We start from the raw sequence: 26,830 nt of genomic DNA, 5'->3' as shown, positions 1-26,830 counted from the left end.
GGGCGGCAGCGTGTCACGACTGGTCGCTACCTTCGTCCTTGGTCGCCTTCGACTTCGCTTTGGCGTTCTTGTGCGGAGCCAGGACCATGATCATGTTTCGGCCGTCCTGCTTCGGCTTCGACTCGACGAAACCCAGCTCGGACACGTCGTCCGCGAGTCGCTGCAGCAGGCGGAACCCGAGCTCCGGCCTCGACTGCTCACGCCCACGGAACATGATCGTCACCTTGACCTTGTTGCCCGCCTCGAGGAATCGGGACACGTGGCCCTTCTTCGTCGCGTAGTCGTGCGGGTCGATCTTGGGACGCAGCTTCTGTTCCTTGATGACGGTGAGCTGCTGGTTGCGGCGGGACTCACGGGCCTTCTGAGCACTCTCGTACTTGAACTTGCCGTAGTCCATGAGCTTCGCCACCGGCGGGCGTGCCTGCGGGGCGACCTCGACGAGGTCGAGATCTGCCTCCTGGGCGAGCCTCAGCGCGTCCTCGATACGGACGATGCCGACCTGCTCACCGTTCGGTCCCACGAGGCGAACCTCGGGAACGCGGATGCGCTCGTTGATGCGCGTCTCGGAGCTGATGGGGCCTCCTTGGTCCAAGTGCCGGTCATTCTGCTGTCTCGACCTGGTGCCCACATACCACAGGCCCCGGCACAAGCTGGTGTGCGGGGCCCTCGATCCGATCGGCATCCGAATCGGATGCTCGCGTGACCGCGACAACGACGATGCCGCCCGCGAGTCACGTGACCGGACCCGGCCGCCTGAAACGGCGACTCGGGTGGGAGCGGGGCTCCACTTGCGGCCCCCGATGCCTCGGAGGCTGGTCGCACGTGGAATCGTACCAGACGTGCGAGACGACTCATTCAACGCTGCCGAGCCCGGATCTGATTCCCAGGATTCGCCGGAACGTCCGGATTCACCCGAATCAGGGGAGTCGCCGGACGACGTCCGCGAGCTGCATTCCATCCCGAGCGTGGAGATCATCAGCAGGGCCGCCGTGATGCTGATGTCCGCTGCGGCGGAACGGCTCGGACTCGCCCACGAGGACCCCGACTCCAGCCCCCTACGCGACCTGGACGAGGCGCGAAGGCTCATCACCGCACTGGCAGGCTTGGTGACGGCGTCCGGTGAATACCTCGGGCTGCACGCCGCCCCGCTGCGCGACGGCCTTCAGTCGCTCCAGAAGGCGTTCCGCGAGGCCTCGGCCGTGCCGGACGCTCCGGGGCAGGGACCCGGCGAGAAGTACACCGGCCCCGTGTACTGATCACCCGATCACCGCGGGTCCAGCACCGCCAGTGCGTCGATCTCCACGAGCAGCCTTGCGGGAAGGCCCACGTACACCGTGGTCCGCGCCGGGTACGGCTCGGACACCAGCTCGTTGTAGACGGCGTTGAACTCGGCGAAGTGTGCCGTGTCGGTCAGGTAGACGCGCATCATCACGACGTCGTCGAGGTCAGCACCCGCCGCTCTCAGCACGGCACGCAGATTGGCGAACACCTGGCGGGTCTGGCCCGCGACTCCACCGTCGGCGATCTCACCGGTGGCCGCGTCGATCCCCACCTGGCCAGCCACCTGGACGATGTTGCCCTTCCTGACGGCCTGCGAGTACGCCGCCACAGGCGCCGGCGCCTCGGTCGTGGTCACCGCGTCCTTACCCATCACGTCCTCCTGTCACCCTGAGCCGACGATTCCATGATCGTGCGTTCACCCTAGCGGCGCGCCGTGGTCCTGGCGGCGATCATCAACGACGTGATTCCGAGGCCCTGTCACGAAGGTGCCTGCCGAGGCCCCACCGGCCTCGGCGCATCATGGCCGCGTGGTTGAGTCGAAGAAGCGGTCGCAGCCACGGGGACAACACCCGTAACAGGCGTCTCCGTACCTCGACCTCCTGGACGACGTCCACCCTGGTGCCCCTGCCATCCTGCGAGACGACGGCCTCGAGGAACCCGCGCAGGTCGCCGCCGACAGTGGCCCGCAACACCCCGCGCTCGGCGTCCTCCTCGACACGGTGCACATGGAGGACCAGGGTGAACGGAAGGCTCGACCGCGCCACCACACCGGCGGTGTCCCGGTCGCGATGAGACACGGAGCGTACATCGGGCCACCAGCGGGGATAGCCTGCGACGTCGGCCAGCACGGAGAACACGGTGTGATGGTCGGCAGGCAACCACCACACCGTGCGAAACCGGTAGCAGGTCAGCACGACACCGGGTTACCCGGCGAGCACGTGGTCAGCCCTCCAGCAACGGAGCGAGGAACCGCCCCGTGTAGCTGCCCTCCGTGGCCGCGACGTCCTCCGGTGTGCCCTCCGCGATGACCGTGCCACCGCCGGAACCACCCTCCGGACCGAGATCGACGACCCAGTCGGACGTCTTGATCACGTCGAGGTTGTGCTCGATCACGATGACGGTGTTTCCCTTGTCCACCAGTCCGTTGATCACCCCGAGGAGCTTGCGGATGTCCTCGAAGTGCAGGCCCGTCGTCGGCTCGTCAAGAATGTAGACCGTCTTGCCCGTCGAACGCTTCTGAAGCTCGCTGGCGAGCTTCACGCGCTGGGCCTCTCCTCCCGACAACGTGGGCGCGGGCTGTCCGAGCCGCACGTAGCCGAGCCCCACATCGACCAGCGTCTGCAGATGCCGGTGGATCGCCTTGATCGGTTCGAAGAAGGCCGCGGCCTCCTCGATCGGCATGTCGAGGACCTCGGCCACGGTCTTGCCCTTGTAATGAACTTCAAGCGTCTCCCGGTTGTAGCGGGCGCCCTTGCAGACCTCACACGGCACGTAGACGTCCGGGAGGAAGTTCATCTCGATCTTGATGGTGCCGTCGCCCGCGCAGGCCTCACACCGGCCGCCCTTGACGTTGAACGAGAAGCGGCCCTGCTGGTACCCGCGGACCTTGGCCTCGGTGGTGGAGGCGAACAGCTTGCGGACGTGATCCCACACACCTGTGTAGGTCGCCGGGTTCGACCTCGGTGTGCGGCCGATGGGCGACTGGTCCACCCTGACGAGCTTGTCCACGTGGTCGAGTCCCTTGACCCGCTTGTGCCGTCCAGGGACCTGCCGCGCGTTGTTCAGCTTGTTCGCCAGCACCGTCGCCAGGATGTCGTTGACCAGCGTGGACTTGCCCGACCCCGACACCCCGGTGACCGACACAAGGCAACCGAGCGGGAAGGAGACGTCGATGCCACGCAGGTTGTTCTCCCTGGCGCCCACCACCGTCAACTGGCGTTTCGGGTCAACTGGCCTTCGCTCGGCAGGCACGTCGATCGAACGGCGCCCTGCCAGGTAGTCACCGGTGAGGGATTTCTTGTTGCGCAACAGCTTTTCGTACGTGCCGCTGTGGACGATGAGACCGCCGTGTTCACCCGCGCCGGGCCCGATATCGACGACCCAGTCGCTGGCGCGGATGGTGTCCTCGTCGTGTTCGACGACGATCAACGTGTTGCCGAGATCGCGCAGCCTGGTGAGGGTCTCGATGAGCCTGTGATTGTCACGTTGGTGCAAGCCGATGGACGGCTCGTCGAGAACGTAGAGCACGCCGACGAGGCCGGAACCGATCTGCGTGGCCAGCCGGATGCGCTGTGCCTCGCCACCGGAGAGCGTGCCTGCGGCGCGATCGAGAGACAGGTAGTCGAGGCCGACGTCGAGCAGGAAGTGCAGGCGTGCCTGGATCTCCTTGAGCACCGCCCCGGCGATCATCGCCTCGCGAGGGCCCAGTTTCAGACCGTCGAGGAACTCCGACGCCTCCGAGACCGAGAGCGCGCAGACCTCGGCGATCGAACGCGCGCCGTGTCGCTCATGTTCGAGCGTGACCGCGAGAATCTCCGGTTTGAGACGGGTTCCCTGGCACGTGGGGCACGGCACCTCACGCATGTAGCCCTCGTAGCGTTCCCGCGCCCACTCGGACTCCGTCTGCTCGTGCCTGCGTTCGAGGAAGGGAATGACACCCTCGAAGCTGGCATAGTAGGAACGCTGCCTGCCGTATCGATTGCTGTACCGGACGTGGACCTGCTCATCGACGCCGTGCAGGACCGCCTTCTGCACCTTCGCGGGCAACTTCCGCCACGGCGTGTCCATCCGGAACCCGAGAGTGGTCGCCAACGACTCCAGCAGCCGCTGGAAGTACTCCGCGCTCTGACCGCCAGCCCACGGGGCGACGGCGCCGTCGGCGAGCGAGAGCTCATCGTCGGGCACCACCATCTCGGGATCGACCTCCTTGCGGACGCCGATGCCGGTGCAGTCGGGACACGCACCATATGGCGCGTTGAACGAGAACGACCTCGGTTCGAGGTCCTCGATGGCGAGCGGATGTCCGTTGGGGCAGGCGAGGTTCTCCGAGAAGCCCCTCGTGCGGTGTGGGTCGTGTTCGGGAAGGTCCACGAACTCCAGCTCGACGAGCCCGTCGGCCAGCCGCAGCGCCGTCTCCACCGAATCGGTGAGCCGCTGCTTGGCGCTCGACTTGACGGTGAGCCGGTCAACGACCACCCCGATGTCGTGCTTCTCCTGCTTCTTCAGCTTGGGCGGATCGGACAGCGAGTGGGTCGTGCCATCGACCCGCACCCGCGCGAAGCCCTGCTGCTGGAGGTTGGCGAACAGATCGACGTACTCGCCCTTGCGACCGCGGACCACCGGCGCGACGACCTGGAACCGCGTGCCCTCCTCCATGTCGAGGACCTGGTCCACGATCTGCTGCGGTGTCTGCTTGCTGATCGGTTCACCGCACTGCGGGCAGTGTGGCTTGCCCGCGCGGGCGTAGAGCAGCCTCAGATAGTCGTAGACCTCGGTGATGGTGCCGACGGTGGAGCGCGGGTTGCGCGAGGTGGATTTCTGGTCGATCGACACGGCAGGCGACAGGCCCTCGATGAAGTCCACGTCGGGCTTGTCCATCTGACCGAGGAACTGGCGGGCGTACGCCGAGAGCGACTCCACGTAGCGCCGCTGACCCTCCGCGAAGACGGTGTCGAACGCGAGGCTCGACTTTCCCGACCCCGAGAGCCCGGTGAACACGATCAGACTGTCCCTGGGCAGGTCGAGGTCAACGCCGCGCAGGTTGTGCTCACGGGCGCCACGGACTACGAGGCGATCAGCCACCCGAGATCCCTTCAAGAACTGGTGTTGGAGGGGCCGGAAAGCCGGCCGCCACCATGCTAGGGCGGGCCACCGACAGAAGTGCCGCGAGTGTCGCTCCGGCCGACCGCTTCCGTGGGGCGAGCCACAGCGGGTGTGTCTCGCCGGACGAACATACGGTGCGCCGGACGCTCGACGACCACGGTCAGCAGCCAGCCGAGGGCGATGGCCGCCCCGAACACCACCGACAAGCGTAGCCACCACGGCGAGACACCGGCCTCGGACAACGCCCTCGCGATGATGTAGCCGAGTTGCTGGTGGACGAGGTACAGGCCGTAGCTGATCCCGGCCAGCCAGGAAACGGGACGGCGAAGCAGTCGCACTCCCTTGACGTCCCAGTCGGGGCCGCGAGCCGCCGCGCACATCATCGCGAGCATCACCGCGAACCCGAGCGTCGCGTACCACGGACCTCGGAGGCTCTGGATCACCAGCGCGGCCGCGAGCAGCGCACTGAGCTGTGCCGACGAGAGCCTGCGTTGCTGCCACAACCAGATCGCCGCCCCCGCGGCGAACAGGTACGCGTACAGCGTCCCGGTCGCCGCGGCCACTCCCCCGACGAAGATCCGCACCACCAGCGCAAGCGCGGACAGCGCCATCGCCGCCCACAACATCTTCTGCGCACCAACTCGGCGGTGCAGCTTGGCTCGCCACAGCAACGCGGCCACCGCGAAGGCTGCCACCTGCACCGGCATCGTCCAGTACGAGCCGTCGATCCGGTGCCACGGGTCGAGATTCCACTCGTGCAACAGCAGGAGGTTGAGCACCAGGTCGTTCACATCGGGGACGTGCCAGGCGGGAAGGGCGTCCGGCGACGGGTCGTGCGGCATGATCGGGTCGAGGAACAGCAGTCCCGAAAGCCCGTCCTGGTGCACTCCCCCGTTGAACCGCACGACCACGAGCCGCGACACCGTGTAGACCAGCAGCACGGCGATCACGTATGCGGGCAGCAGACGGGCGAGGCGCGCGCGGAACCAGCGTCCGGGAGCACCGCGCCGGAGAGTCGGTCCGATGAAATAGCCGGACAACACCAGCAGCGTGATCGTGCCGAATCGGACGTCAATCCGCACGGGGTACGGTTCGATGCCGGGAACTTTCGCCGCCACTCCGGTGAAATGGCCGATCAGCACCAGCAGGATGGCCACGACCCGGATCACGTCCCAGCTGAACCGGCGTGAACGACGTGGCGATGGTTCCGGACGTGCCACGACGGCCACGACGATCCCCCCAGCACACTCCGCAGACACCCGCGAGAAGCAAACCCTAACGGGGTGTGGGCGGTCCGACCTCGCCGGGGGCGAGATGACGCGCGGACTACCGTGAGAGCGTGAACGTCACCGAGGACTACACCGGCCACGTCGAACCCGGTGGTGCGGCCGCGCGGCGCACGCTCGACGCGCTGACCATCACCAAGGTTTCCGTCGGCCCCATGGACAACAACGCCTACCTGCTGGTCTGCCGCGCCACCAACGAGGCGCTCGTCATCGACGCGGCCAACGAGTACGACCGGCTGTCCGACCTCATCGGCCACGACTCCGACCGGCCTTCGCTGCGCACGATCGTCACGACCCACCAGCACGCCGACCATTGGCAGGCGCTCGGCGCGCTGGCCGGCGCGTACGGCGCGGACACCGTGGTGCACCCTGCGGACGCCGATCCGCTGCCCGTACCGCCGGACGTCCTGGTGGAGCACGGCGACACGGTGTCGTTCGGCGACATCACGCTGGAGGTCATCCACCTTCGCGGTCACACGCCGGGCTCGATCGCCCTCCTCTACCGTGACCCGAAGGGGCACCCCCACCTGTTCACCGGGGACTCCCTCTTCCCCGGTGGGGTCGGCAAGACCACGTCGGAGGAGGACTTCACCTCGCTCATCGACGACGTGGAACAGCGGATCTTCGCCGAACTGCCCGACGAGACCTGGTTCTATCCCGGCCACGGTGACGATTCGACCCTCGGTGCCGAGCGTCCGAGCCTGGGTGAGTGGCGCCGGCGCGGCTGGTGATCGCCGCAGCCGTCTGATTACTTTCGACAGCGCTCGTGCCGTCGATTCGGGATACGTCCTTCGCTCGTGCCTGCCCGCGACGGTTGCCGATCAGGCGGCCACGGTCTCACGCTACCCTCCCGGCGAGCCGTGGCCGCGTCGTCGCCGTGCCGGGGACCCGCCGCACACGGCAGGACGGCGCAGCAACGGAAGGGAAGCGATGCCGAGCACGACACCCGCGACGGTGATCTCCGAGATCACTTCGGAGATCACCACTCATCACCGGATCCTCGCCGAATGGCTGTCCGGCACCGGGGACGCCGGGGCCCTCGAACTGTTCCTCGCGGCCCACACCGACGACTTCTCGCTGGTCACCGTGGACGGTGAGGTCGTGCAGGGGGAGGCGTTGTCCGACGGCCTCATCGCGGGCCAAGGCACCTGCCCAGGGCTGCGGATCACGATCCACGACGTCGTCGTGGTGTTCTCGTCGGCCGACGCGATCCTCGTCCGGTTCACCGAACGGCATCAGGTGGACGACGACATCGACGACCGGGTCGTCAGCGCACTGCTGCGGGTGGACGACACCGCGCCGCGCGGTCTGCGGTGGCAACACGTCCACGAGACAGCCAGGTAGCGCACCCTGGGGCGGCCGGAGCGCCGAGTGCGGGCACTGGCGCTCAGTCGATCTCGCCTCGTTCGGCCAGAATTCCGAGAGCCCGCCGCCCCGCGGGCGGACAGCGGTGGGCGTCCTCCGAGGTCAGCCACGCCAACTCGGCGATCTCCCTGCCCGGCCGCAGACGGCCGTCGTATCCCGCGGTGTAGGCGGTCATGTGGACCCGCCGCCCGTCGGAATAGCCGTCGGCGAGTTCGTCGAGCACCGAGAACAAGCTGAAACTGCGCGGCCGGAGTGCCACTCCCAGTTCCTCGTGAATCTCCCGGCACAGGCATTCGACGTCGCTCTCCCCCGGTTCCCGTTTGCCGCCGGGGAGGTAGAACTTCTGCCTGCCCTTCGTCCGCACGGCCAGCAGCCGCCGTTCCCTGACGAGGATCCAGGTCACGCTGTCGATCACGCTCTCCACACAGCCGGACGTTAGTCACCGGCCGCGCGGGTGACAGTGACAGGGCACCGGAAAGCCTGGACAGAGCAGCAGTGCCAGGGAAGACTGAGCGAGTCGCTACATTGCGTGTTGAGTGTTGTGCATTGTGTGTCGATTGCGGTGAATTACAGAACAATCAACGCGCGAAAGCGCACGAACCCGCACATCCGGGTTAGTCTAAGCGTATGACGACCATCGCCCTCAAGAACGTTCTCGCCAAGGCGGGGCTCAAGGTGGACCCCTCCGAGTTCTTGGCGCTGGTCGAAGACGCGGCCAAGCGCCTCACTCCACCGAGCCCCAACCCCTCGCACTATTTCTCGCCCGATCAGCGAGAGGCTCTGGAAGATGTCGGGCTGGATCTTTCCCCGGAGAGCGACGACGATCGCGACCACAGGGCCCGAACCGTGGCGGCCCATGCCGTGCTCGCGGACTCCGCCCTCACCGTCGGGGAGGCGGCGTCCCTGCTGGGCGTGGACGACAGCCGCATCCGGCACCGGTTGAAGGAAGGCAGGCTCACCGGGTGGAAGGCGCAGGGCGGCTGGCGGCTGCCCGCGTGGCAGTTCACCTCGACAGGGGTGCTGCCGGGTCTCGACGTCGTGCTCCGCTCCGTACCCGACGACCAGCCTGCCCTCGTCGTCGCGGCGTTCATGAGCACGCCGCAGACCGATCTGGTGATCAACGGTAGACCGGCCACCCCGAGACAGTGGCTGCTCGCAGGCGGCGACCCCGAGCTCGTGGCCGAACTGGCCTCGGTGCTCGGAACTCCCGTCTGATCCCGGGACCCGGATCGGTAAGTCACGGTTCATGGCACGACTGCCCCGTCCGCCGTCGCGGGCCGTACTGGTCAACGCGCTGCGCCCAACCGAAGACATCGTCGCCGTCCACCCGAACACCCGGTTGGTGCGGGTGTTCACAGCCCACGGAAGGCACCCGCAGCAGTGGGACACCTTTCGCTACACGGGTCCTCTTCCCCACGGACGGTTCGACCCGCAACAGCCCAAGCACGGCGAACTCGTCACCGACCCGCGCAACGGGGTGCTGTACTTCGGGCTGTCCGTGCGCACGAGTGTGGCCGAGGTGTACCAGACGACCTCGACGGTTGACCGCAAGACCCGGGGCCCGCACCTCGTGGTCGTACGACCCGCCCGCACTCTGCGGCTGCTGGATTTGTGCGGCCTATGGCCGACGCGCGTCGGCGCTTCCCAGGAGATCTCCAGCGGCCCCAAGAAGATAACCCAGGCCTGGGCAAGGGCGATCCGTTCCGCCTACCGCGATCTCGACGGCGTCTGGTACCGCTCGTCGATGGACGCGGGCGAGCCTGCGGTGTGCCTCTGGGACCCTCCGGCGGGAGGGGCGTTGCCGTCCGTGCCCGATGTGCTGCTTCCCCTCGACCACCCGGGACTGGACGTACCGCTGTCCCGGGTGTGCGAGGAACTCAACTACGTCCTGGTCAACTGACCGGCAGGTGTCGCTGCCACCACTCGAGCACCGCGTCGAACCGTTGGATGCGGTGCCGAGGGCTTCCCGACCGGGTCAGTTCGTGTCCCTCGCCGGGGAACAGCAGCATCTCCGTCTCGCATCCCCCGGCCTTCAGTGCGACGAACATGCGCTGCGCCTGCTCGATCGGGCAGCGCCAGTCGTGTTCCGAATGCGCGATCGCGAAGGGGATGCGGATGCGGTCTGCATGGGCGAGGGGACTGCGACGGCGCTGTTCCTCGGGGTCGTCGCCGACGTAGGCACCGGCGAACCACCAGCCGATGTCCGAGCTGCCCGTGAAGGAGTCCCAGGCGTTGACGGCGCGTTCGCTCCACGCCGCCGTGAACCGGTGGCCGTGGTGGGCGGCGAGCCAGCCGGTCATGAAACCGCCGTAGGAGCCGCCCATGACCCCGACACGGTCCGCGTCGGCATCCGGCCTCGTCAACGCGGCGTCGAGCAGGGCAAGCACGTCGTCGGCGTCCACCGTCCCCAGCGCACCGACGACCGCGCGCCCGTGCGACTCTCCGTATCCCGCGGAACCACGGGGGTTGGGCAACACAACGAGGTAGCCAGCGGAGGCGTAGACCTGTGCCTCGTCGAACAATCCCCAGTCGTACTGGGCAAAGGGGCCCCCGTGCACCACGAGCAGGACGGGATGCGGGCCGTCACCGTCCGGGGCCACCACCCAGCCGTGGACGGGGTAGCCGTCCGGCGCTGTGGCCGTCAATTCCTCGACGGGCCTGATCCCGGTCTCTCGCAGCGAGGCTGAGAAGTCCGTGACGATGGAGACCGTGCCGTCGTCGAGAAGCAGGACCTCACCCGCGTCGGCAGGACCAGCCTGCACGACCGCCACGCGTTCGCCGTCGATGGCGAAGGACCGCACGGCGGCATGCTTCCCCGTCACGAGGGTCAACGTGTCGAGCACGGCACCGTCGGAGTCACGGGGAACGTCACGCGGCACGCTGCGAAGCTCCACGGCCCCGCGATGGCGGACCGCGATCAGCACGTCGTCCCGGCGCGGCGCGGGCGGGCCCGCCGAGGTCTCGCAGTCAACCGTTTCCGCGTCGGTCAGTCTCACCGGACTGGCCGGCTCGGTGAGGGACGTGGCCCACAGGCCCGTGTTCCGCGCGACCCCGGCGAAGCCGTCGAACGAGGTGCCGTAGAAGTACACCGTGCCGTCCTCGGCCACCACCGGAAGGGACACGTTTCCCCTACCCCGCACGAGCAGGGAGGGGGTACCTCCCTCCGAGGGGACGACGTAGAGGTCCTCGTGCCGTGTCTCCCTGGCGTCCCAGTCCCTCGGCGCGACGACCACGACGCCACTGCCGTCGGGCGTCCAGGCCGGGTCCGCGACGGAGACCGCCGCGTCGGTGAGCGGCATCGGTTCCTCCGCCGTGGCGGGCGTGAGTCCGCTGTCCTCAGTCTTCACCGCGTCGATGACGAAGAGGCGGCGAGGCCGGTCCCTGGTGAAGCCCTTGTCGTCGATGCGGTAGTCGAGGCGGGTGATACGCCGAGGCCGTTCACGCTCGGGACTCACCACCGACCCGGAGCCGTTGACGGCCGTGCCGTACCGGCCGGGCTCGGGAACGTCGGCGGTGAAGGCGATGCGGCGGGAGTCCGGAGCCCACACCGGCGCTCCAGCGCCAAGGGGAAGGTCGGTGAGCCTGCGTGACTCGCCACCGGCGGAGGGCATCACGTGCAGTTGCGGGGCGTCCGTGCCGGTGGCCCGGAGGAAGGCCACCCACCGGCCGTCGGGAGAGATCGCCGGCGCGGTGTCCCGTTCGCCGTGCGTCCACGGCGAAGGCTCAGGGGAACCGATTCGGACCAGGATGCTGCGATAGGTGTCGGCGTCCGGGTCGGGGCGAGTCACCGCGGTCAGCAACAACTCGCCCCGCAACGCCGGGCGACCGGGGATGGCCATGCGGCCGAGATCTGTGGGGCGCATGGACCGGAACACTATCCGAAATCGTTAGCGAAGGTAACGGTTATCAGTCTCGCGACGGCTCTGGTGTGCCCTCGACGGACGACCCTGCCTGCAAGTTGATCTTGCCGACGGCGTTCGGATCCCTCCTGGCCTTCCTGAGGCTCGCGATGGTGGTGATGGTCAGCACCGTCACGATGACCCCGAGGGACATCCAGTTGTTGATCGCCAACCACGAGGGCGTGACGTGGTACTCGTGCAGCGCGTGGAGCACGAGCTTGACCCCGATGAAGCCCAGGATGACCGCGAGGCCGTAGGAGAGGTAGACCAGCTTGGCCACGAGGCCACCGAGCAGGAAGTAAAGCTGGCGCAGCCCCATCAGCGCGAACGCGTTCGCGGTGAAGACGAGATACGCCTCCTGCGTGATACCGAAGATCGCGGGGATCGAGTCAACGGCGAAGAGGAGATCCGCGCTGCCGATGGCGACGATCACCACGAACATCGGGGTCAGGGACCGCTTGCCGTCCTGCTTGACCAGCATCTTGTGGCCCACGTAGTCCGGGGTCACCGGGAAGAGCCTGCGCACCAGCCGCGTGAGTGCGTTCTCGCTGTACTCCTCCTCGTCGTCCTTCTTCTCCTTGACCATGTTGGCCGCGGTCCAGATGAGGAAGCCGCCGAAGACGAAGAACACCCACACGAATTTCGCGATCAGCGCGGCACCGACGGCGATGAACGCCGCACGCATGACCAACGCCAGCAGGATGCCGATCAGCAGAACCCGGTGCTGATGAATCGCAGGGACCCGGAACGACGCCATGATCACCATGAAGATGAACAGGTTGTCCACGGAAAGCGAGTACTCGGTGATGTAGCCCGTGAAGAACTCGACACCCGAGTCGTGCCCCGCCAGAACCCACACCCCGATGCCGAAGACGATCGCGCAGGAGACGTAGAAGATCACCCACCTTGCCGCCTCACCCGTGGTGACCTGGTGGGGCTTCCGATCGACGATCACCAGATCGACCGCGATGAGGAGGAGCAAGCCCCCTATCGTGGCGATCCACACCCATACGGGCACGCTCATGTATGCCAACCTCCGGTCAGCGCGTAGTGGCCATTACCGGAGGTCTCTCCCACCGGCTCTTCCGCCGGCCGACGGCGCCGGGTGTCGAAGTGATGACAGACCGTGCTGACGACGCCGCCGCGAAGGAATACTCCCCTCCACGAACTCACACATTCTCCTCGGCCGACCCTGTCCGTGACCAGTGGCCGTCACCGGGGTCACCGGCACGTGAGACGTAAGATCCATCACACGAGACACCCGGGTCCTTCGTAACCCGGAGAAAACTCTCAGGAAACGCCCAATACTGTTGCGGACGTGCCCCGAACCCTGATGCCTCGCGCGAGGCGCGCCCGTCTGCTCACGCTGTTGGCCGTTGCCGCGCTGGTGATTACGGGTGCGCTGGTGTGGGCCGACGACGGCGACCGGCCGCCCGGCTACACGACCAACGAGGCCGTGATCGACGTCGCCGCCGCTCCCGGCTCCGACGACCGTGTTCAACTCGACACGACGATGTACGTGCCGGAACGGACACCCGCCCCTGCCGTGCTCGTGCCACACGGGTTCGGCGGCGACAAGAACAGCGTCGCGCGCGAAGCAGCCGAGCTGGCCGAACGGGGTTTCGTCGTGCTGACGTACTCGGCGCGCGGCTTCGGTCGCAGCACCGGCCGCATCGCTTTGAATGACCCTGACCACGAGGTCGCCGACGCCTCACAGCTCGTGGACTACCTGGCCAGCCGTCCCGAGGTCGCGCTCGACGAGGACGGCGACCCCAGTATCGGAGTCACCGGCGCGTCCTACGGCGGTGCTCTCGCCCTGCTGCTGGCAGGTAACGACGAGAGGATCGACGTCATCGCACCCGTGATGACCTACAACGACCTGGGTCAGGCTCTGCTTCCCAACGCGGCGACCACGGAGCCGATCGCAAGCGGTACCCCGGCTCCGGGCGCGTTCTCCGACGGTGGTGTCTTCAAACGAGCGTGGGCCGGTTCGCTGTTCTCGGCCGGGCTCGGTCCCGCTCGGCCGTCCGGGCCTGGTGCGGAGGCCCCTGAGCCGGGCGACGACCCCGAGGACGGCGAGGACGCCGGTTTCTCCTCCGGTACCGCCGGAGCGAGTGTTCCCATGCCGGGGCAACGCCTCCCTGTCGGCGAGAACGACGGGAGTCCGTGCGGACGGTTCACCGAACAGGTGTGCGCGGCGTACACGGACGTCGCGACCGACGGCGTCGCGAGCGAGCAGACACTCGCCCTGCTGCGCCGGGTGTCACCGGTGTCGGTCACCGACAACATCACCGCTCCGACGTTGCTCGTCCAGGGCACCTCCGACACCCTGTTCGGCCTCGACCAGGCCGACGCCAACGCACGTCAGATCACCGGGGCTGGCGGCGAGGTGTCCGTCATCTGGTACACCGGCGGCCATGACGGCGGCGTCCCAGGGGCGCAGCTGCGCACCACCATCGGCGATTTCCTCGAACACCACCTCATCGGCGAGGGAGACGATCCCGGCATCCGGTTCGCCTACGACGTTCAGGGCGCACTCCGCACCAACGGAACCCCGTCCGTGCGCACCGTCGAGGCCACCGCGTATCCGGGCCTGCGCACCGCCCCTGCCGACCGGCGAACCATCCAGCTCGCCGGCACCGAGCAGGTGGCCCAGCGTCCACCCGGCGCCACCCCGTCGGCCGTCAGCGGCATCCCCGGATTGAACCGGGTGCTCGCCAACTCCTCACGCATTGCGGGGCTCTTCGCCGTTGATCCGCCTGGCCAGGCGGCCATGTTCACGTCGGGACCGGTGGACTCCCAGCTTCTGATCACCGGCGCGCCGACCGTGACGCTGAACGTCGCGGCGGCGGGCGACTCGGCGAGAGGTCGCGACGCGGTGCTCTTCGTCAAACTCTTCGACGTCAATCCGGACGGTTCGCGCAGCCTGCCCGGCAGTGCCGTCGCACCAGTGCGCATACCCGCGCTTCCCGCCGACGGCACGCCGGTCGAGGTGACGGTCACGCTGCCCGGCGTGGTGCGTCCGATCGAAGCGGGCCACAGCCTCCAACTTGTGGTGGCCACCACCGACCAGGCCTATGCCACACCGACCGAAGGCGCGGCGTACCGGATCTCGCTGTCCGGCGATTCGGCGGTCTCCGTGCCTCTGGTGCCCGGCACCACGATGACGTCCGGTTGGCCCGTCACCCAACTGCTCGGAATCGGCGGTGTGCTCGCCGTGGTCGCTCTGGTGGCCGTCGTCGCCGCCATCCGGCGAAGGCGTTCGCACCACGTGGACCCTAAACTCGCCGACACGCCGTTGGTCATCCGCGACCTCACGAAGTCCTATCCCGGTGGGCTGACCGCCGTGAAGGACCTGTCCTTCCGAGTGGAGCGTGGCCAGGTGCTTGGGCTACTCGGCCCCAACGGCGCTGGTAAGACAACCACACTGCGCATGCTGATGGGGCTCATCCAGCCCACGGCGGGTGACATCACGGTCTTCGGCCACGCCGTCTCGCCCGGCGCACCGGTGCTGTCGCGCATCGGCTCGTTCGTCGAGGGCTCCGGTTTCCTGCCGCACCTGTCGGGCGCGGAGAACCTCAAGCTCTACTGGGCGGCCACCGGGCGCCCGGCAGAGCAGGCGCGGTTCGAGGAAGCGCTGGAGATCGCGGGGCTCGGCGATGCCGTCCACCGCAGGGTTCGCACCTACAGCCAGGGCATGCGCCAGCGGCTCGCCATCGCCCAAGCCATGCTCGGCCTGCCTGATCTGCTCGTCCTCGACGAACCCACCAACGGGCTCGACCCGCCGCAGATCCACCAGATGCGCGAGGTGTTGCGTCGCTACGCCGCCACGGGGCGCACCGTTCTCGTGTCGAGCCATCTGCTCGCCGAGGTCGAACAGACCTGCACCCACGTCGTCGTAATGCACCGCGGTTCGCTGGTGGCGTCGGGCGAGGTCAGCGACATCGTCTCCGCCGGAGGTGAAGCCAGCTTCCGTGTCGATGACCCCGCCGCCGCAGTGAAGGTTCTCCGCGAGATCGACGGAGTGATCAGCGCGCACGCCGACGACGATGCCGTCCATGCCGATCTCGACGGCCTGCCGCGTTCCGAAGCCGTGGCCGCGCTCGTCCGGGCAGGTGTGGCTGTGGAACAGGCAGGCCCACGGCGCCGGCTGGAGGACGTGTTCCTCCAGCTGGTCGGAGAAGGGGAGCGCGACCGATGAGCAAGGCTGACAAGTCCGGCATCGGCACCGGCGAGGGCGTGCACACCGACCCGGCTGCCCTCGACGACCTCAGCGCGGCAGGCGCGCCCAGCGCCGAGGTTGGCCCGGACGGTGGGGTCGAGGGCTATCGTCCCGGCAAAACGCTGCGGCTGGGTGTGGAGTTGCGCAGGCAGCTGCGCAGGCGCCGCACCCAGCTGGTGCTCGCTCTGGTGGCACTGCTGCCGTTCATTCTCGTGACGGCGTTCGAGATCGGTGACGCCAATCCGAACCGCCGGTCGGGCGCGTTCATCGACCTGGCCACGGCGAGCGCGCCGAACTTCGTCGTCGTCGCGATGCTGGTGTCCGGGTCGTTCCTGCTGCCGATGATCGTCGCTTTGTACTTCGGCGACACCGTCGCCAGCGAGGCGTCGTGGTCGAGCATGAAATATCTGCTCGCCGTCCCCGTGCCGCGTCACCGGCTGCTGCGGCAGAAAGCCGTCGCGTCGGCGCTGCTCTCGGCGCTCACGCTCATGGTGCTTCCGCTGGTCTCACTGGCTGTGGGCGTCGTGTGGTACGGCGCGGGCGAGGCGATCAGCCCCACCGGTGATTCCGTGTCGTTCGGGGCGAGCGTGATGGCGCTCGCACTCGGCACGATCTACATCATCGTCCAGCTGTCCTGGGTCGCCGCGCTCGGACTGTTGCTCAGTGTGTCCACCGATGCCCCACTCGGCGCGGTCGGCGGCACCGTGCTGGTCGCCATCCTGTCGCAGATCCTCGATCAGATCACCGCCCTCGGCGACCTGCGCGACTTTCTGCCGACCCACTTCTCGTTCGCGTGGATGGATCTCATCGCCACGGACGTCGATTGGACCAACATGGCGAGCGGTGTCCTCTCGGCGGTGGTGTACGCGGCGGTGTTCGGTCTGCTGGCCGCACGCCGGTTCGCGACGAAGGACATCACGAGCTGAACCGCAGGCGTCAGCGCTGTCCATGCACGAGTGCCGCCGTCGCCAGGCTCGTCGGAACCGGATGTGCTTCCCCACGGGGCGGAGCGGATCACTGTCACACCGCCGCACACGTAGCTCTCCGGGAGCGCGACCCGCACGGGACGAGCGGCCGCGCGGCTGGCAGGTGCGCCGGTGGCGGGAGACAATTTGAGGACGGAGCCGTTCTCCACACCCACTCGTCCTGCACGCACCATCCGAGAGGTTACGCATGCCTCGACCGGTTCACTTCGAGATCCACGCGACCGACCCGGAACGCGCCATCACCTTCTACACCGCAGTGTTCGAGTGGTCGTTCGAACGCTCCGGGACAGAGCCATACTGGCTGATCACGACAGGTGAAGGACCGGGCATCAACGGGGGCCTCGCGAAACGCGAAGGCCCGATGCCCGATCCCGACGCCAGTGTGAACGCCTTTCCACTCACGATGGAGGTGGACGACCTCGACCTGCTGACCCGCGAGGTGGAGCTCGCGGGAGGCCGGGTCGTTGTCGCGAAGAGGCCGATCCCAGAAGTGGGCTGGATCACCTACTGCCGGGACCCAGAAGGCAACCTTTTCGGCATGCTTCAACTCGACCCGGGCGCCGAGTAGCGACGCCACAGAGCGCCGTCACCGCACTCCGGCGGCGTCCATCCCGCGCAGCTCCTTCTTCAACTCGGCGATCTCGTCGCGCAGCCGGGCGGCCAACTCGAACTGAAGGTCGCGCGCGGCCTGCATCATCTGGTCGGTCATCTGCTGGATGAGGTCGGCGAGTTCAGCTCTCGGCATTCCTGCGACGTCACGGTCAACGAGCACACCAGAGCTCCGCACGCGGTCACCCTGCTCCGGCTTCTTGCCACGCGACACGTTGCGTCCTGAACCGCCCACCTCGATCTCCTGCTCCGAGTCCTCGGCCTCGGTGTACACCCGGTCGAGAATGTCGGCGATCTTCTTGCGGAGCGGCGTGGGATCGATGCCGTGTTCCTCGTTGTAGGCGATCTGCTTCGCGCGTCTGCGGTTGGTCTCGTCGATGGCGTACCGCATCGAGTCGGTGATCGTGTCGGCGTACATGTGGACCTCCCCCGACACGTTCCGCGCCGCCCGGCCGATCGTCTGGATCAACGACGTACCGCTGCGAAGGAAGCCCTCCTTGTCGGCGTCGAGAATCGCCACCAACGACACCTCGGGCAGGTCGAGGCCCTCCCGAAGGAGGTTGATGCCGACGAGCACGTCGAAGTCGCCCGAGCGAAGCTGGCGCAGCAACTCGACCCGGCGCAGCGTGTCCACCTCCGAGTGGAGGTAGCGGACCCGAATGCCCAGTTCGAGCAGGTAGTCGGTGAGGTCCTCTGCCATCTTCTTGGTCAACGTGGTGACCAGAACCCGCTCGTCCTTCTCCGCGCGGACGCGGATCTCGTGCACGAGGTCGTCGATCTGCCCCTCGGTCGGCTTGACGACGACCTCGGGATCGATCAGACCGGTGGGCCGGATGACCTGCTCGACGAACTCACCGCCCGTCTGCCCCATCTCGTACGGCCCCGGCGTCGCGGACAGATATACCGTCTGACCGATCCGGTCGGAGAACTCCTCCCAGGTCAGCGGCCGGTTGTCGAGCGCGCTGGGGAGCCGGAATCCGTGCTCGACCAGAGTCCGCTTACGCGAGGCGTCGCCCTCGTACATGCCGCCGATCTGCGGCACCGTGACGTGGGATTCGTCGATGACGAGGAGAAAGTCTTCGGGAAAGTAGTCGATCAGCGTGGCGGGGGCTGAGCCGGCAGGCCTGCCATCGACATGGCGGGAGTAGTTCTCGATACCCGAGCAGAAACCGACCTGCCGCATCATCTCGATGTCGTAGTTGGTGCGCATCCGCAGACGTTGCGCCTCAAGGAGTTTGCCCTGCTTCTCCAGCTTCGCGAGCTGCTCCTCCAACTCCTTCTCGATGTCCCGGATCGCCTTCTCCATCCGCTCGGGCCCCGCGACGTAGTGGGTGGCAGGGAAGATCCGCACCTCATCGACCTCCCTGACGATGTCGCCGGTCAGGGGGTGCAGGTAGTACAGCTTGTCGATCTCGTCGCCGAAGAACTCGACGCGGATCGCCAGCTCCTCGTACGCGGGGATGATCTCCACTGTGTCGCCGCGTACCCGGAAGGTTCCCCTGGCGAACGCGAGGTCGTTGCGGGCGTACTGAACGTCAACGAGCGCGCGCAGGAACGTGTCGCGTTCCACCTCCTCGCCGACGACGAGCCGCGTTGACCTGTCGAGGTACGACTGTGGCGTGCCGAGGCCGTAGATGCAGGAGACGCTCGACACCACGATGACGTCACGGCGAGACAGCAGGTTCATCGTGGCGGAGTGGCGCAGACGCTCGACATCGTCGTTGATCGACGAGTCCTTCTCGATATAGGTGTCGGTCTGCGGGACGTACGCCTCAGGCTGGTAGTAGTCGTAGTAGCTGACGAAGTACTCCACCGCGTTGTGCGGGAACAGCTCGCGCAATTCGTTCGCCAGCTGGGCGGCCAGTGTCTTGTTCGGTGCCATCACAAGCGTGGGCCGCTGGACGCGCTCGATGAGCCACGCCGTGGTCGCCGACTTCCCGGTGCCGGTGGCGCCGAGCAACACCACATCCTTCTCGCCGGCCCTCAGCCTGCGTTCGAGTTCGTCGATCGCAGCGGGCTGATCGCCTGCGGGTTCGTAGTCGCTGACCACCCTGAACCGGCCGTCGGCTCGGGGCACCTCGGAAACCGGCCGGAAATCCGAATGTGCGAGTACGGGATGTTCGGTCGCGAAAGCCACGTCATCCAGGGTAAGCGCTCGCACCGACAATCCGGCCGACGCCTTCGACCGGACGAGAACTGGGCATCGGCACAACGGCGACGTGCGGACGGATCAGCTGGCGGGGCGGAGAACCTGGGGGTACCGCGTCCGGAGGGCGACGGCCGAAAGGCACCATTCGCACGGCATACCGCGCACCGAAGGCAGCCATTCCGACTCTCCACGCCTCAGTATCGCGCCGCACAGCGCCTCGAGATGATCGGGAACTCCCGGCGTGTCAGGGACCGGCACGACATGGCAGACCCGGCTGGCCTCACCGACGACTCCTCGCCGCAATCGAGCGAGCACCACTGCGTCATCCGGTTCAGGCAGTGCGGACCCCATGGGAGGAAAGCGTAGTGACTCGAAGGCGAATGCTCTTCGTGTCGAGCGACCAAAGGTTCACCTGCCCCGCTGGTCCGGCGAACCGAAAGGAGCCGTCAGCCACGTCGCAGCACGGCGCCGCCGAGCCGGTGACAGAGCTTGAGCGCGAGTTCGACGTCGAGGCGACGCTCGGCGAGGGGGACGGCGAGCAGTTCCTCCGCTTTCCGCACGCGGTACTGCACCGAGTTCTTGTGCATGGACAGCACCGCGGCCGACGCCGTGTAACTGCCTCCTGTCGCCAGGAACACCCGCAGCGTCTCCCGCAACCGTTCGTGCTGCGGGTCGTCTTCGGAGAGCGGCCCGAGCACGTACCTGACCCAGGTGCGCGCCGACGGCAGGTCGGAGCTCATCAGCGCGACCGCGCCCACGTCCGAGAACGTCAGCACAGGTGCGCACTCCTCACCGGCGGCCAGCGCGAGCGACTGCACACGCAACGCCTGACTGTGGGTCCGCCGGAAACCCTCCACACCCCGCGCGGGCTCGCCCAGCGCGACCCTGACGTCGTCGCGCAGTGTGGTGACGATCCGTTCGATCGTGCCCGCGTCGAACTCGGAGGCAGCCAGGGGCAACCAAATCCACGCGCACATCTCGTCGTAGGGGACGAACAGCGGGTCGCCACCCCGGCCGTCCGCACCGGAACGGCCGAGCCGGTGAGCGAGGGTCTCCAGTCCCGACAGCGGGTCCGGCGGATCGGCCTGCGCCGGATACCACGCGACGAGGCCCACGTGCTCGCCACGCAACCGGTAGCCGAGTGCGGCCTCGCTGGCCCCGATGTCCACGGTCTCGCCGTCGAGCACGGCACGCACCCTGGCCGCACGCACCGCGCTGCGGTTGAGCATCCACCGGCCGCGCTCCTCCTCGTAGGCGACCATGACCTGCCGCGTCACCCTGTCTACGAACCGGCACGTCGTCGTGAGCGCGTACCGCATGCAGACCCCGAGATCGGCAGGGTCGGACACCAGGCGGATCGCCTCGTCGAACGCCTTCTCCAGTATCGCTGTCTGCCCGAGGTAGTAGGCCCTGACCAGATCGTTCACCGGTGTGCCGCGTTGAGCGAGCCGCCGCGCGTACTCCATGGCCGCCGCGGGTGCCTCGACACGATCAGGGTCGATGTGGTGCCGGAAGATCCGCAGAGCGGTGTCGAGGTTCTGGTACACGCTCGCCGACAGCAGGCTCACCATGCTCTCATCGTCGTTCACCAGATTCGGGAGTTCTCGCTCGTAGAGGCCGACGAGATCAGCCGTCAGCTCCTGCTCACGGCCGGCCAGCGCAGTCGCGATCTCCGCGATCCACTTCTCGACGTCGGCCTCCAACTGCACGCGGCCACTCTAGACGTGATCTGGATCCCCGTCTCGGAATTGGTCCAGGATGTTTCGGTATGGGCACACATCCGCCGAAGCGGGAACGTTTCGACCTGTCCAGAGGCATCAACGTCGATCCGAAGGGCATCGCCAGAGCCGTCGAGGAGTTCCGCGTCGAGGACTTCGGGCTCTACCTGGCGAGGCCGACACCCGGCAGGGTCCAATTCCACTACCTGGAGTCCTGGGTGCTGCCGGGTTTGGGACTGCGGATCACCGATTTCTGGTTCAACCCCGGGCACGAACTCGACCAGGACTTCTACATCGATGTGGTGTCGGTGGACGTCCACGACACCGAATGGATCACCACCGACCTCTATCTCGACCTCACTGTCCGCACGGGCGAGGGAGTCGAGGTTCTGGACACCGGCGAGTTACTCGACGCCGTGGTCAGCGGCTTCGTCTCCCGTGACACCGCGACGGACACGCTCGAACGGACCTATCGCACAGTGGAGGCACTGACCGCGCACGACTACGACCTGCCCCGGTGGTTGTCGAGCATCGGCGTGTTCGCGACGTGGCGCAGGCATCCACCGATCGGTTGATCAGCAAGGAGACCACCGGTCGATTCGCCGCCCGCGATGCGCCGCGAGTCTTGGAACCATGCCTGAGCAAACCGTCATCGACGTGCATGGCCTCCACAAGAGATACGGCGACACGGTCGCTATCGACGACGTGTCCTTCACCGTGGAGCGAGGCGAGATCTTCGGGATCGTCGGGCCCAACGGGGCAGGCAAGACCACCACGGTCGAATGCGTCGCGGGTCTGCGGGTTCCCGACGGCGGCACCGTGCGGGTGCTCGGTCACGACCCTGGGCGGAACCCGGCCGAGCTCCGGCAACGACTCGGTGTCCAGTTGCAGAGCAGCCGACTGCCCGATCGCATCAAGGTGGGCGAGGCGTTACGCCTGTACTCCTCCTTCTACCGCGATCCCGCCGATATCGGTGAGCTGCTGGACCTTTTCGGGTTGACGGAGCGGCACCACACCGCGTTCAGCAAATTGTCCGGCGGCCAACAGCAGCGGGTCTCCATCGCCCTCGCGCTCATCGGTACGCCGGAGGTGGTGATCTTCGATGAGCTGACGACAGGGCTCGACCCGCACGCCAGACGGGACGTCTGGAGTCTTGTGGAACGCATCCGCGACAGCGGGGTCACCGTCGTTCTCGTCACTCATTACATGGAGGAGGCGGAACGGCTGTGCGACCGCCTCGCCATCATCGACTCCGGCAGGGTCGTGGCAACCGACACCCCGGCCCGCCTCGTGGCCACCGCCGAGGCAGGGCAGCGTGTCCGGTTCCGCCCGTCCGAACCTCTCGACGACGGCCTGGTATTGGCACTGCCGGAGGTGCTGGCCGTCGAACGTCAGGGCAGCCAGGTCGTCGTCTCGGGAACGAACGACGTTCTGCACGCCGTGACGTCGTTACTGGCCCGGCGCCACATCATCGCCCACGACCTGCGCGTCAGCCAGACCACGCTGGACGACGTCTTCGTCTCGCTGACGGGCAGGCCCCTGGAAAGCACCGAGGAAGGCTGAGCACGCCATGTCCACTGCCCCGTCCCCTATCCGCGCACTCGCCGCCATCGAGGCGAAGCTGTTCCTGCGCGACCCCTCCGCGTCGTTCATGGTGATCGGTCTCCCCGTGGGGATCCTGTTCGTGTTCGGTGTAATGCCGTGGACCCGCGTGGCGAGCCCCGAGCTGGGCGGGCAATCGCTGCTGTCGTTGTTCATCGCGCCCCTCGCGGTGACGCTGGTCGTCGCCATGCTCGCGCTGTCGATCTTTCCTGTGTTCCTCGCGACCCACAGGGAGAAGGGTGTGCTGCGGCGAATGCAGGCCACTCCGGTCTCCCCAGCCATGGTGCTCGTCGCGCAGTTGTCGGTCTACCTGCTGATCGGGCTCGTCGCGATCGCAGTCGTCCTGGGCCTCGGGATTCCGGTTCTCGACATCGAACTCCCGGCCAACGTCCCCGCGCTGCTGGTGGTGCTCGCCCTCGGCACCACCGCGCTGTTCTCCATCGGCCTGCTCGTCGGGGCACTGGCCCCCAGCAGCAGGGCCGCCAACGGCATCGCCATGGGAGTGTTCTTCCCCATGCTGGCCCTCGGCGGAGTGTGGGTTCCCGCGGAGTTCCTTCCCTCCGCGTTGCGCTGGGCCGCCGACACTCTTCCGATGGGGGCAATGTTCAACGCCCTGCGCACCGCATGGGCAGGGAACTGGCCGGGAATGGCGCCATTCGTATCGCTGATCGTGACCACGGTGGTATGTCTCGCCGTGGCGGCGCGGCGCTTCCGGTGGCAGTGAGCGATTCGCTGATCCGGTCAGCTTCCCGGGGCGTGCCGCCGGGGCATAATCACGCGGTGCGGCAAGGGTGTGAGCGTCAGTCGGCTTTTCTCTTCCCGGGACCCCACGGTTCCCTGTGGAGGGCATGGTTCGAGGACGGGCTGCCGCTGATACTGCTCGCGGTCGCGACGCTGATCGGTGTCACCGACCCCGGCCAGACTGGCTCGCAGCGTTGGGAGATCATCGCCTACACGCTTCTGACCACGGTCGTCGTGGTGCTCACCGACACGGGGACGCCCCCGGGATGGCGAACACCGTGGCGCAACACCACCGCGTTCGTGGCGCTGTTGTCGTGCGCGAGCGTGCTCACCCTCGTCGATCCGGTGTTCACGGTGTTCACCATCGCGGCCTTCTTCCGCGCCCTGACCCTGCGTCCCAAGCCCGCGATGGTGGCGGGGCTGGCTGTGACCTCGGCGCTCATCCACAGCCTTCCCGCAGGCGGCCCCGTGGTGGCGTTGCAGACGTGGCCGTTCCTCTACCTCACCATCGTCGCCGTCCAGACAGCCGCCATCGCGGGAGGCTTCGTGCTGTCCGAACGATTCATCGCACAGAGCGAGGAGAACCGCGCCCTCGTGGCCGAATTGCGCACCGCGATGGAGGAGAACGCCGGGCTGCACCGGCAGCTTCTGGTGCAGGCGCGGGAGTCAGGGGTGCTGGACGAACGACAGCGGATCAGCCGCGAAATCCACGACACGCTGGCGCAGGGCTTCGCGGGCATCATCACGCAACTCACTGCTGCCCGCCGGTCCGGCGCGGACCCGGCCGAGTCGCGGCGACGCACCGACCTCGCGATCGCACTCGCCAGGGAGAACCTTCAGCAGGCGAGGCGCGCGGTCCATGCGCTGACTCCGGGGGAACTCGACGGCGTGGGACTGAGCGAGGCGCTGGCGGCGGTCACCGCACGCTGGGCTGATCGTGCGGGTATCGACGCCGAGTTCTCCACCACCGGAACGGCCGTGGCACTCCATCCCGAGATCGAGACGACGCTCCTGCGCGTGACCCAGGAGGCACTGGCCAACGTCGCCAAGCACGCGCGGGCCACCCGCACCGTCGTCACGTTGTCGTACCTGGCGGATCAGGTGGCGCTCGACATCCGCGACGACGGTGTGGGGTTCAGTGCAGCCCCCGGTTCGCCCTGCGCTACCGCCTCCGCCGGGGCGGGCACAGCCGAGCGAACGGGCGGATACGGCCTACCGGGGATGCTCCGCCGGGTCCAGCGCATCGCAGGCCGCTTCGTGGTGGAGAGCGAACCCGGTGGCGGAACAGCCGTGTGCGCCACCGTTCCCGCGATCACGGCGCCGGCGATCGCATGATCACCATTCTTGTCGCTGACGACCATCCCGTGGTCAGGGACGGACTGCGCGGCATCTTCACGCCCGACGAGGGTTTCACCGTGGTCGGCGAGGCTGCGGACGGAGCGGAGGCGATAGCCGCTACGGAGCGGCTCCGCCCCGACGTGGTGCTCATGGACCTGCGCATGCCGCGAGTCGGCGGAGTCGAGGCGATCAGGCGGCTGGCCGCGCTGGGAAACCCGGCGCGCATCCTCGTGCTGACCACCTACGACACCGACTCCGACGTGGTGCCAGCCGTGGAAGCGGGCGCCACCGGCTATCTGCTGAAGGACGCACCACGAGCGGAGTTGTTCAGGGCCGTGCGGGCCACGGCACGCGGCGAATCGGTGCTCTCCCCCACCGTGGCCAGCCGGGTGCTCGGCCGGTTCCGCGGTCCCGCTGAGGACGCCCTCACCGCCCGCGAGATCGAGGTGCTGTCACTGGTGGCTCAGGGATATACCAACAGAGAGGCCGCGAAAGAGCTGTTCCTGAGCGAAGCCACCGTCAAGACCCACCTGCTGCACGTCTATGCCAAGCTGGGTGTGCGAGACCGCGCCGCGGCCGTGGCTGTGGCGTACCGGAGAGGTCTACTGTGACGGTGTCTCGGGCGACCAGCACGAGGCCGCGGCCCACTGCTCCGCCCTCCCGAACGCCTCGTTGATCCACGGCTGCTTGGCCTCGGCATACCCCGCCACCGTGCCGGAATCGGCGTGCTCGGCCGCGAGTCGTTTCTTCAGCTCGGCGTAGGCGGCGACCTCGTCCGGGTTGGCCCGCATCCAGTCGCGGAACAGCAGCGCCCGCCGCCATGCGGGGCTGTCCTCCACGCGGACGTGCAGGTTCACCGGACGTGCCGGGTCGGCCCCCGAATGCAGGTGTTTCGTCCACACCTTCTCGGCACCGACTGGCTCGTCCCACCACTCCTGGCCGTCCATGTGGACGAAACCGGCATCGGACAGTGGAGCGGCGAGCGCGTCGGCATCAGCAAGTGTCGGAACGACGACTTGCAGGTCCAGCACGTCCTTGGCAGGCAGGCCGGGAATGGCGGTCGAACCGATGTGGTCCATGCGCAGTGCGACGTGCCCGGCCATCACACGAATTCGCGCCAACGCCCTCGCGGCCTGCATCGGCCAGGTCGCATCGGAAGGGACGATCACGGGTGATGCGTCCGGACGGGCACGGCGCAACCGGATGTTCGTCTCGTACGGCACCAGCCGCTCACTCCACACCGCGTCCACCTGCGCAAACAGGGCATCCCGGTCACCGTTGTTGTCGAGCCACACGTCGGCCACCGCGCGCCGCGCTTCCGGTGACGCCTGCGCGGCGATCCGGGACCGTGCGTCGGTCTCCGCCATTCCCCGCGACTCGACGAGCCTGCGCACACGCATGTCCTCGTCGGCATGCACGACGATCACAAGGTGGTAGCCCGCCGCCAGGTTGTTCTCCACCAGCAGGGGAACGTCGTGGACGACGATGGCGTCGTCGGCCGCCTCGGCGAACCGCTCCACCGTCCGCGCGGCGATCTTCGGGTGCAGGATCGCGTTGAGTCGCTGCCTCGCCCCGTCGTCGGCGAAAGCCTTCGCGGCCAGCGCGCCGCGGTTCAACGCGCCGTCAGCGGTCAGGACCTCGGCACCGAACTCCGCCACCACCTCGGCGAGACCTTCAGTGCCCGGCTCGACGATCTCCCTGGCGATCGCGTCCGCGTCGATCACCACTGCGCCGTGCTCGGCCAGTCTCCTGGCCACTGTGGACTTCCCCGAGCCGATCCCGCCCGTCAATCCCACGCGCAACATGAGAGAC

The 26,830-nt window shown here is 67.6% G+C and carries 24 protein-coding genes; 13 read left to right on the top strand and 11 right to left on the bottom strand.

Going from position 1 to position 26,830, the window contains the following annotated elements:
- Positions 1 to 13 precede the first annotated feature (13 nt).
- Positions 14 to 592: a translation initiation factor IF-3 gene (infC, locus tag SACXIDRAFT_RS17680; protein WP_040922757.1), complete on the bottom strand. Its 579-nt coding sequence runs from the start codon at positions 590 to 592 to the stop codon at positions 14 to 16.
- 247 nt (positions 593 to 839) lie between these two features.
- Here infC and SACXIDRAFT_RS17675 point away from each other — a divergent pair, with 247 nt between their 5' ends.
- Positions 840 to 1,256 (top strand): DUF1844 domain-containing protein, encoded by a 417-nt coding sequence (locus tag SACXIDRAFT_RS17675; RefSeq protein WP_006239994.1) that lies wholly within the window; start codon positions 840 to 842, stop codon positions 1,254 to 1,256.
- Between the two features lie 8 nt (positions 1,257 to 1,264).
- Here SACXIDRAFT_RS17675 and SACXIDRAFT_RS17670 read toward each other — a convergent pair whose 3' ends face one another.
- From SACXIDRAFT_RS17670 to SACXIDRAFT_RS17655, 4 genes are all read right to left on the bottom strand, one after another.
- On the bottom strand, positions 1,265 to 1,651 hold the full coding sequence (locus SACXIDRAFT_RS17670) for a RidA family protein (RefSeq protein ID WP_006239993.1): 387 nt from the start codon (positions 1,649 to 1,651) through the stop codon (positions 1,265 to 1,267).
- 82 nt (positions 1,652 to 1,733) lie between these two features.
- On the bottom strand, positions 1,734 to 2,195 hold the full coding sequence (locus SACXIDRAFT_RS17665; protein WP_006239992.1) for an SRPBCC family protein: 462 nt from the start codon (positions 2,193 to 2,195) through the stop codon (positions 1,734 to 1,736).
- A gap of 28 nt (positions 2,196 to 2,223) precedes the next feature.
- Complete coding sequence (uvrA, locus tag SACXIDRAFT_RS17660; RefSeq protein ID WP_006239991.1) at positions 2,224 to 5,082, bottom strand: excinuclease ABC subunit UvrA; 2,859 nt, start codon at positions 5,080 to 5,082, stop codon at positions 2,224 to 2,226.
- Between the two features lie 56 nt (positions 5,083 to 5,138).
- Entirely contained in the window at positions 5,139 to 6,272 is a 1,134-nt protein-coding gene (locus SACXIDRAFT_RS17655) for an acyltransferase family protein (protein WP_006239990.1), read from the bottom strand.
- Between the two features lie 170 nt (positions 6,273 to 6,442).
- Here SACXIDRAFT_RS17655 and SACXIDRAFT_RS17650 point away from each other — a divergent pair, with 170 nt between their 5' ends.
- Both SACXIDRAFT_RS17650 and SACXIDRAFT_RS17645 read left to right on the top strand, forming a co-directional pair.
- Complete coding sequence (locus SACXIDRAFT_RS17650; RefSeq protein ID WP_006239989.1) at positions 6,443 to 7,120, top strand: MBL fold metallo-hydrolase; 678 nt, start codon at positions 6,443 to 6,445, stop codon at positions 7,118 to 7,120.
- Between the two features lie 199 nt (positions 7,121 to 7,319).
- Complete coding sequence (locus tag SACXIDRAFT_RS17645) at positions 7,320 to 7,733, top strand: hypothetical protein (protein WP_006239988.1); 414 nt, start codon at positions 7,320 to 7,322, stop codon at positions 7,731 to 7,733.
- A gap of 43 nt (positions 7,734 to 7,776) precedes the next feature.
- Here SACXIDRAFT_RS17645 and SACXIDRAFT_RS17640 read toward each other — a convergent pair whose 3' ends face one another.
- A complete protein-coding gene (locus tag SACXIDRAFT_RS17640) occupies positions 7,777 to 8,178 on the bottom strand; it encodes an NUDIX hydrolase (protein ID WP_006239987.1) in 402 nt (133 codons plus the stop codon).
- Between the two features lie 203 nt (positions 8,179 to 8,381).
- Between SACXIDRAFT_RS17640 and SACXIDRAFT_RS17635 the strand changes: the two genes are divergently transcribed.
- Both SACXIDRAFT_RS17635 and SACXIDRAFT_RS17630 read left to right on the top strand, forming a co-directional pair.
- A complete protein-coding gene (locus tag SACXIDRAFT_RS17635; RefSeq protein WP_006239986.1) occupies positions 8,382 to 8,969 on the top strand; it encodes a MerR family transcriptional regulator in 588 nt (195 codons plus the stop codon).
- Positions 8,970 to 9,000: 31 nt separating this feature from the next.
- Positions 9,001 to 9,654 (top strand): RES family NAD+ phosphorylase, encoded by a 654-nt coding sequence (locus tag SACXIDRAFT_RS17630; RefSeq protein ID WP_006239985.1) that lies wholly within the window; start codon positions 9,001 to 9,003, stop codon positions 9,652 to 9,654.
- Here SACXIDRAFT_RS17630 and SACXIDRAFT_RS17625 read toward each other — a convergent pair.
- A complete protein-coding gene (locus tag SACXIDRAFT_RS17625; RefSeq protein ID WP_006239984.1) occupies positions 9,647 to 11,617 on the bottom strand; it encodes a S9 family peptidase in 1,971 nt (656 codons plus the stop codon). The two genes, SACXIDRAFT_RS17630 and SACXIDRAFT_RS17625, sit on opposite strands and share 8 nt — an antisense overlap.
- A gap of 43 nt (positions 11,618 to 11,660) precedes the next feature.
- Positions 11,661 to 12,677, bottom strand: a complete 1,017-nt coding sequence (locus tag SACXIDRAFT_RS17620) for a TerC family protein (RefSeq protein WP_006239983.1) — start codon at positions 12,675 to 12,677, stop codon at positions 11,661 to 11,663.
- A gap of 309 nt (positions 12,678 to 12,986) precedes the next feature.
- Here SACXIDRAFT_RS17620 and SACXIDRAFT_RS17615 point away from each other — a divergent pair, with 309 nt between their 5' ends.
- The 3 genes from SACXIDRAFT_RS17615 to SACXIDRAFT_RS17605 all read left to right on the top strand — a co-directional run bounded on the left by SACXIDRAFT_RS17615 (position 12,987) and on the right by SACXIDRAFT_RS17605 (position 17,429).
- Positions 12,987 to 15,854 carry an alpha/beta fold hydrolase gene (locus SACXIDRAFT_RS17615; RefSeq protein WP_006239982.1) on the top strand — a complete coding sequence of 956 codons (2,868 nt, stop codon included), beginning with the start codon at positions 12,987 to 12,989 and terminating at the stop codon, positions 15,852 to 15,854.
- Positions 15,851 to 16,801: an ABC transporter permease gene (locus SACXIDRAFT_RS17610; protein WP_006239981.1), complete on the top strand. Its 951-nt coding sequence runs from the start codon at positions 15,851 to 15,853 to the stop codon at positions 16,799 to 16,801. Before SACXIDRAFT_RS17615 ends, SACXIDRAFT_RS17610 begins: the two co-directional genes overlap by 4 nt.
- A 247-nt stretch (positions 16,802 to 17,048) precedes the next feature.
- A complete protein-coding gene (locus SACXIDRAFT_RS17605) occupies positions 17,049 to 17,429 on the top strand; it encodes a VOC family protein (RefSeq protein ID WP_006239979.1) in 381 nt (126 codons plus the stop codon).
- Between the two features lie 18 nt (positions 17,430 to 17,447).
- On the opposite strand, the gene uvrB is transcribed toward SACXIDRAFT_RS17605, so the two are convergent.
- Both uvrB and SACXIDRAFT_RS17595 read right to left on the bottom strand, forming a co-directional pair.
- Complete coding sequence (gene uvrB, locus SACXIDRAFT_RS17600; RefSeq protein ID WP_040922257.1) at positions 17,448 to 19,607, bottom strand: excinuclease ABC subunit UvrB; 2,160 nt, start codon at positions 19,605 to 19,607, stop codon at positions 17,448 to 17,450.
- A gap of 458 nt (positions 19,608 to 20,065) precedes the next feature.
- Complete coding sequence (locus SACXIDRAFT_RS17595) at positions 20,066 to 21,328, bottom strand: PucR family transcriptional regulator (RefSeq protein WP_006239976.1); 1,263 nt, start codon at positions 21,326 to 21,328, stop codon at positions 20,066 to 20,068.
- 59 nt (positions 21,329 to 21,387) lie between these two features.
- On the opposite strand from SACXIDRAFT_RS17595, the gene SACXIDRAFT_RS17590 reads away from it, so the two are divergent.
- Genes SACXIDRAFT_RS17590 through SACXIDRAFT_RS17570 form a run of 5 tightly spaced genes read left to right on the top strand, consistent with a single transcriptional unit; the run spans position 21,388 to position 25,629 of the window.
- Entirely contained in the window at positions 21,388 to 21,912 is a 525-nt protein-coding gene (locus tag SACXIDRAFT_RS17590) for a ribonuclease FAU-1 family protein (RefSeq protein ID WP_006239975.1), read from the top strand.
- A gap of 58 nt (positions 21,913 to 21,970) precedes the next feature.
- A complete protein-coding gene (locus tag SACXIDRAFT_RS17585; protein ID WP_006239974.1) occupies positions 21,971 to 22,900 on the top strand; it encodes an ABC transporter ATP-binding protein in 930 nt (309 codons plus the stop codon).
- Between the two features lie 7 nt (positions 22,901 to 22,907).
- Positions 22,908 to 23,663: an ABC transporter permease gene (locus tag SACXIDRAFT_RS17580; RefSeq protein ID WP_006239973.1), complete on the top strand. Its 756-nt coding sequence runs from the start codon at positions 22,908 to 22,910 to the stop codon at positions 23,661 to 23,663.
- Between the two features lie 56 nt (positions 23,664 to 23,719).
- The gene (locus SACXIDRAFT_RS17575; protein WP_040922256.1) at positions 23,720 to 25,015 is read left to right on the top strand and encodes a sensor histidine kinase; all 1,296 of its coding nucleotides are present in this window, start codon (positions 23,720 to 23,722) and stop codon (positions 25,013 to 25,015) included.
- The gene (locus SACXIDRAFT_RS17570; protein WP_006239970.1) at positions 25,012 to 25,629 is read left to right on the top strand and encodes a response regulator; all 618 of its coding nucleotides are present in this window, start codon (positions 25,012 to 25,014) and stop codon (positions 25,627 to 25,629) included. Before SACXIDRAFT_RS17575 ends, SACXIDRAFT_RS17570 begins: the two co-directional genes overlap by 4 nt.
- Here SACXIDRAFT_RS17570 and coaE read toward each other — a convergent pair.
- Positions 25,621 to 26,823, bottom strand: coding sequence for a dephospho-CoA kinase (gene coaE / locus SACXIDRAFT_RS17565; RefSeq protein ID WP_040922255.1), 1,203 nt, complete (start codon positions 26,821 to 26,823; stop codon positions 25,621 to 25,623). The genes SACXIDRAFT_RS17570 and coaE overlap by 9 nt on opposite strands.
- Positions 26,824 to 26,830: the final 7 nt, after the last annotated feature.

Source organism: Saccharomonospora xinjiangensis XJ-54 (assembly GCF_000258175.1).
GTDB lineage: Bacteria > Actinomycetota > Actinomycetes > Mycobacteriales > Pseudonocardiaceae > Saccharomonospora > Saccharomonospora xinjiangensis.
The sequence above is the reverse complement of the archived record's forward strand: the minus strand, read 5'-3'. Positions and strand labels throughout refer to the sequence as shown.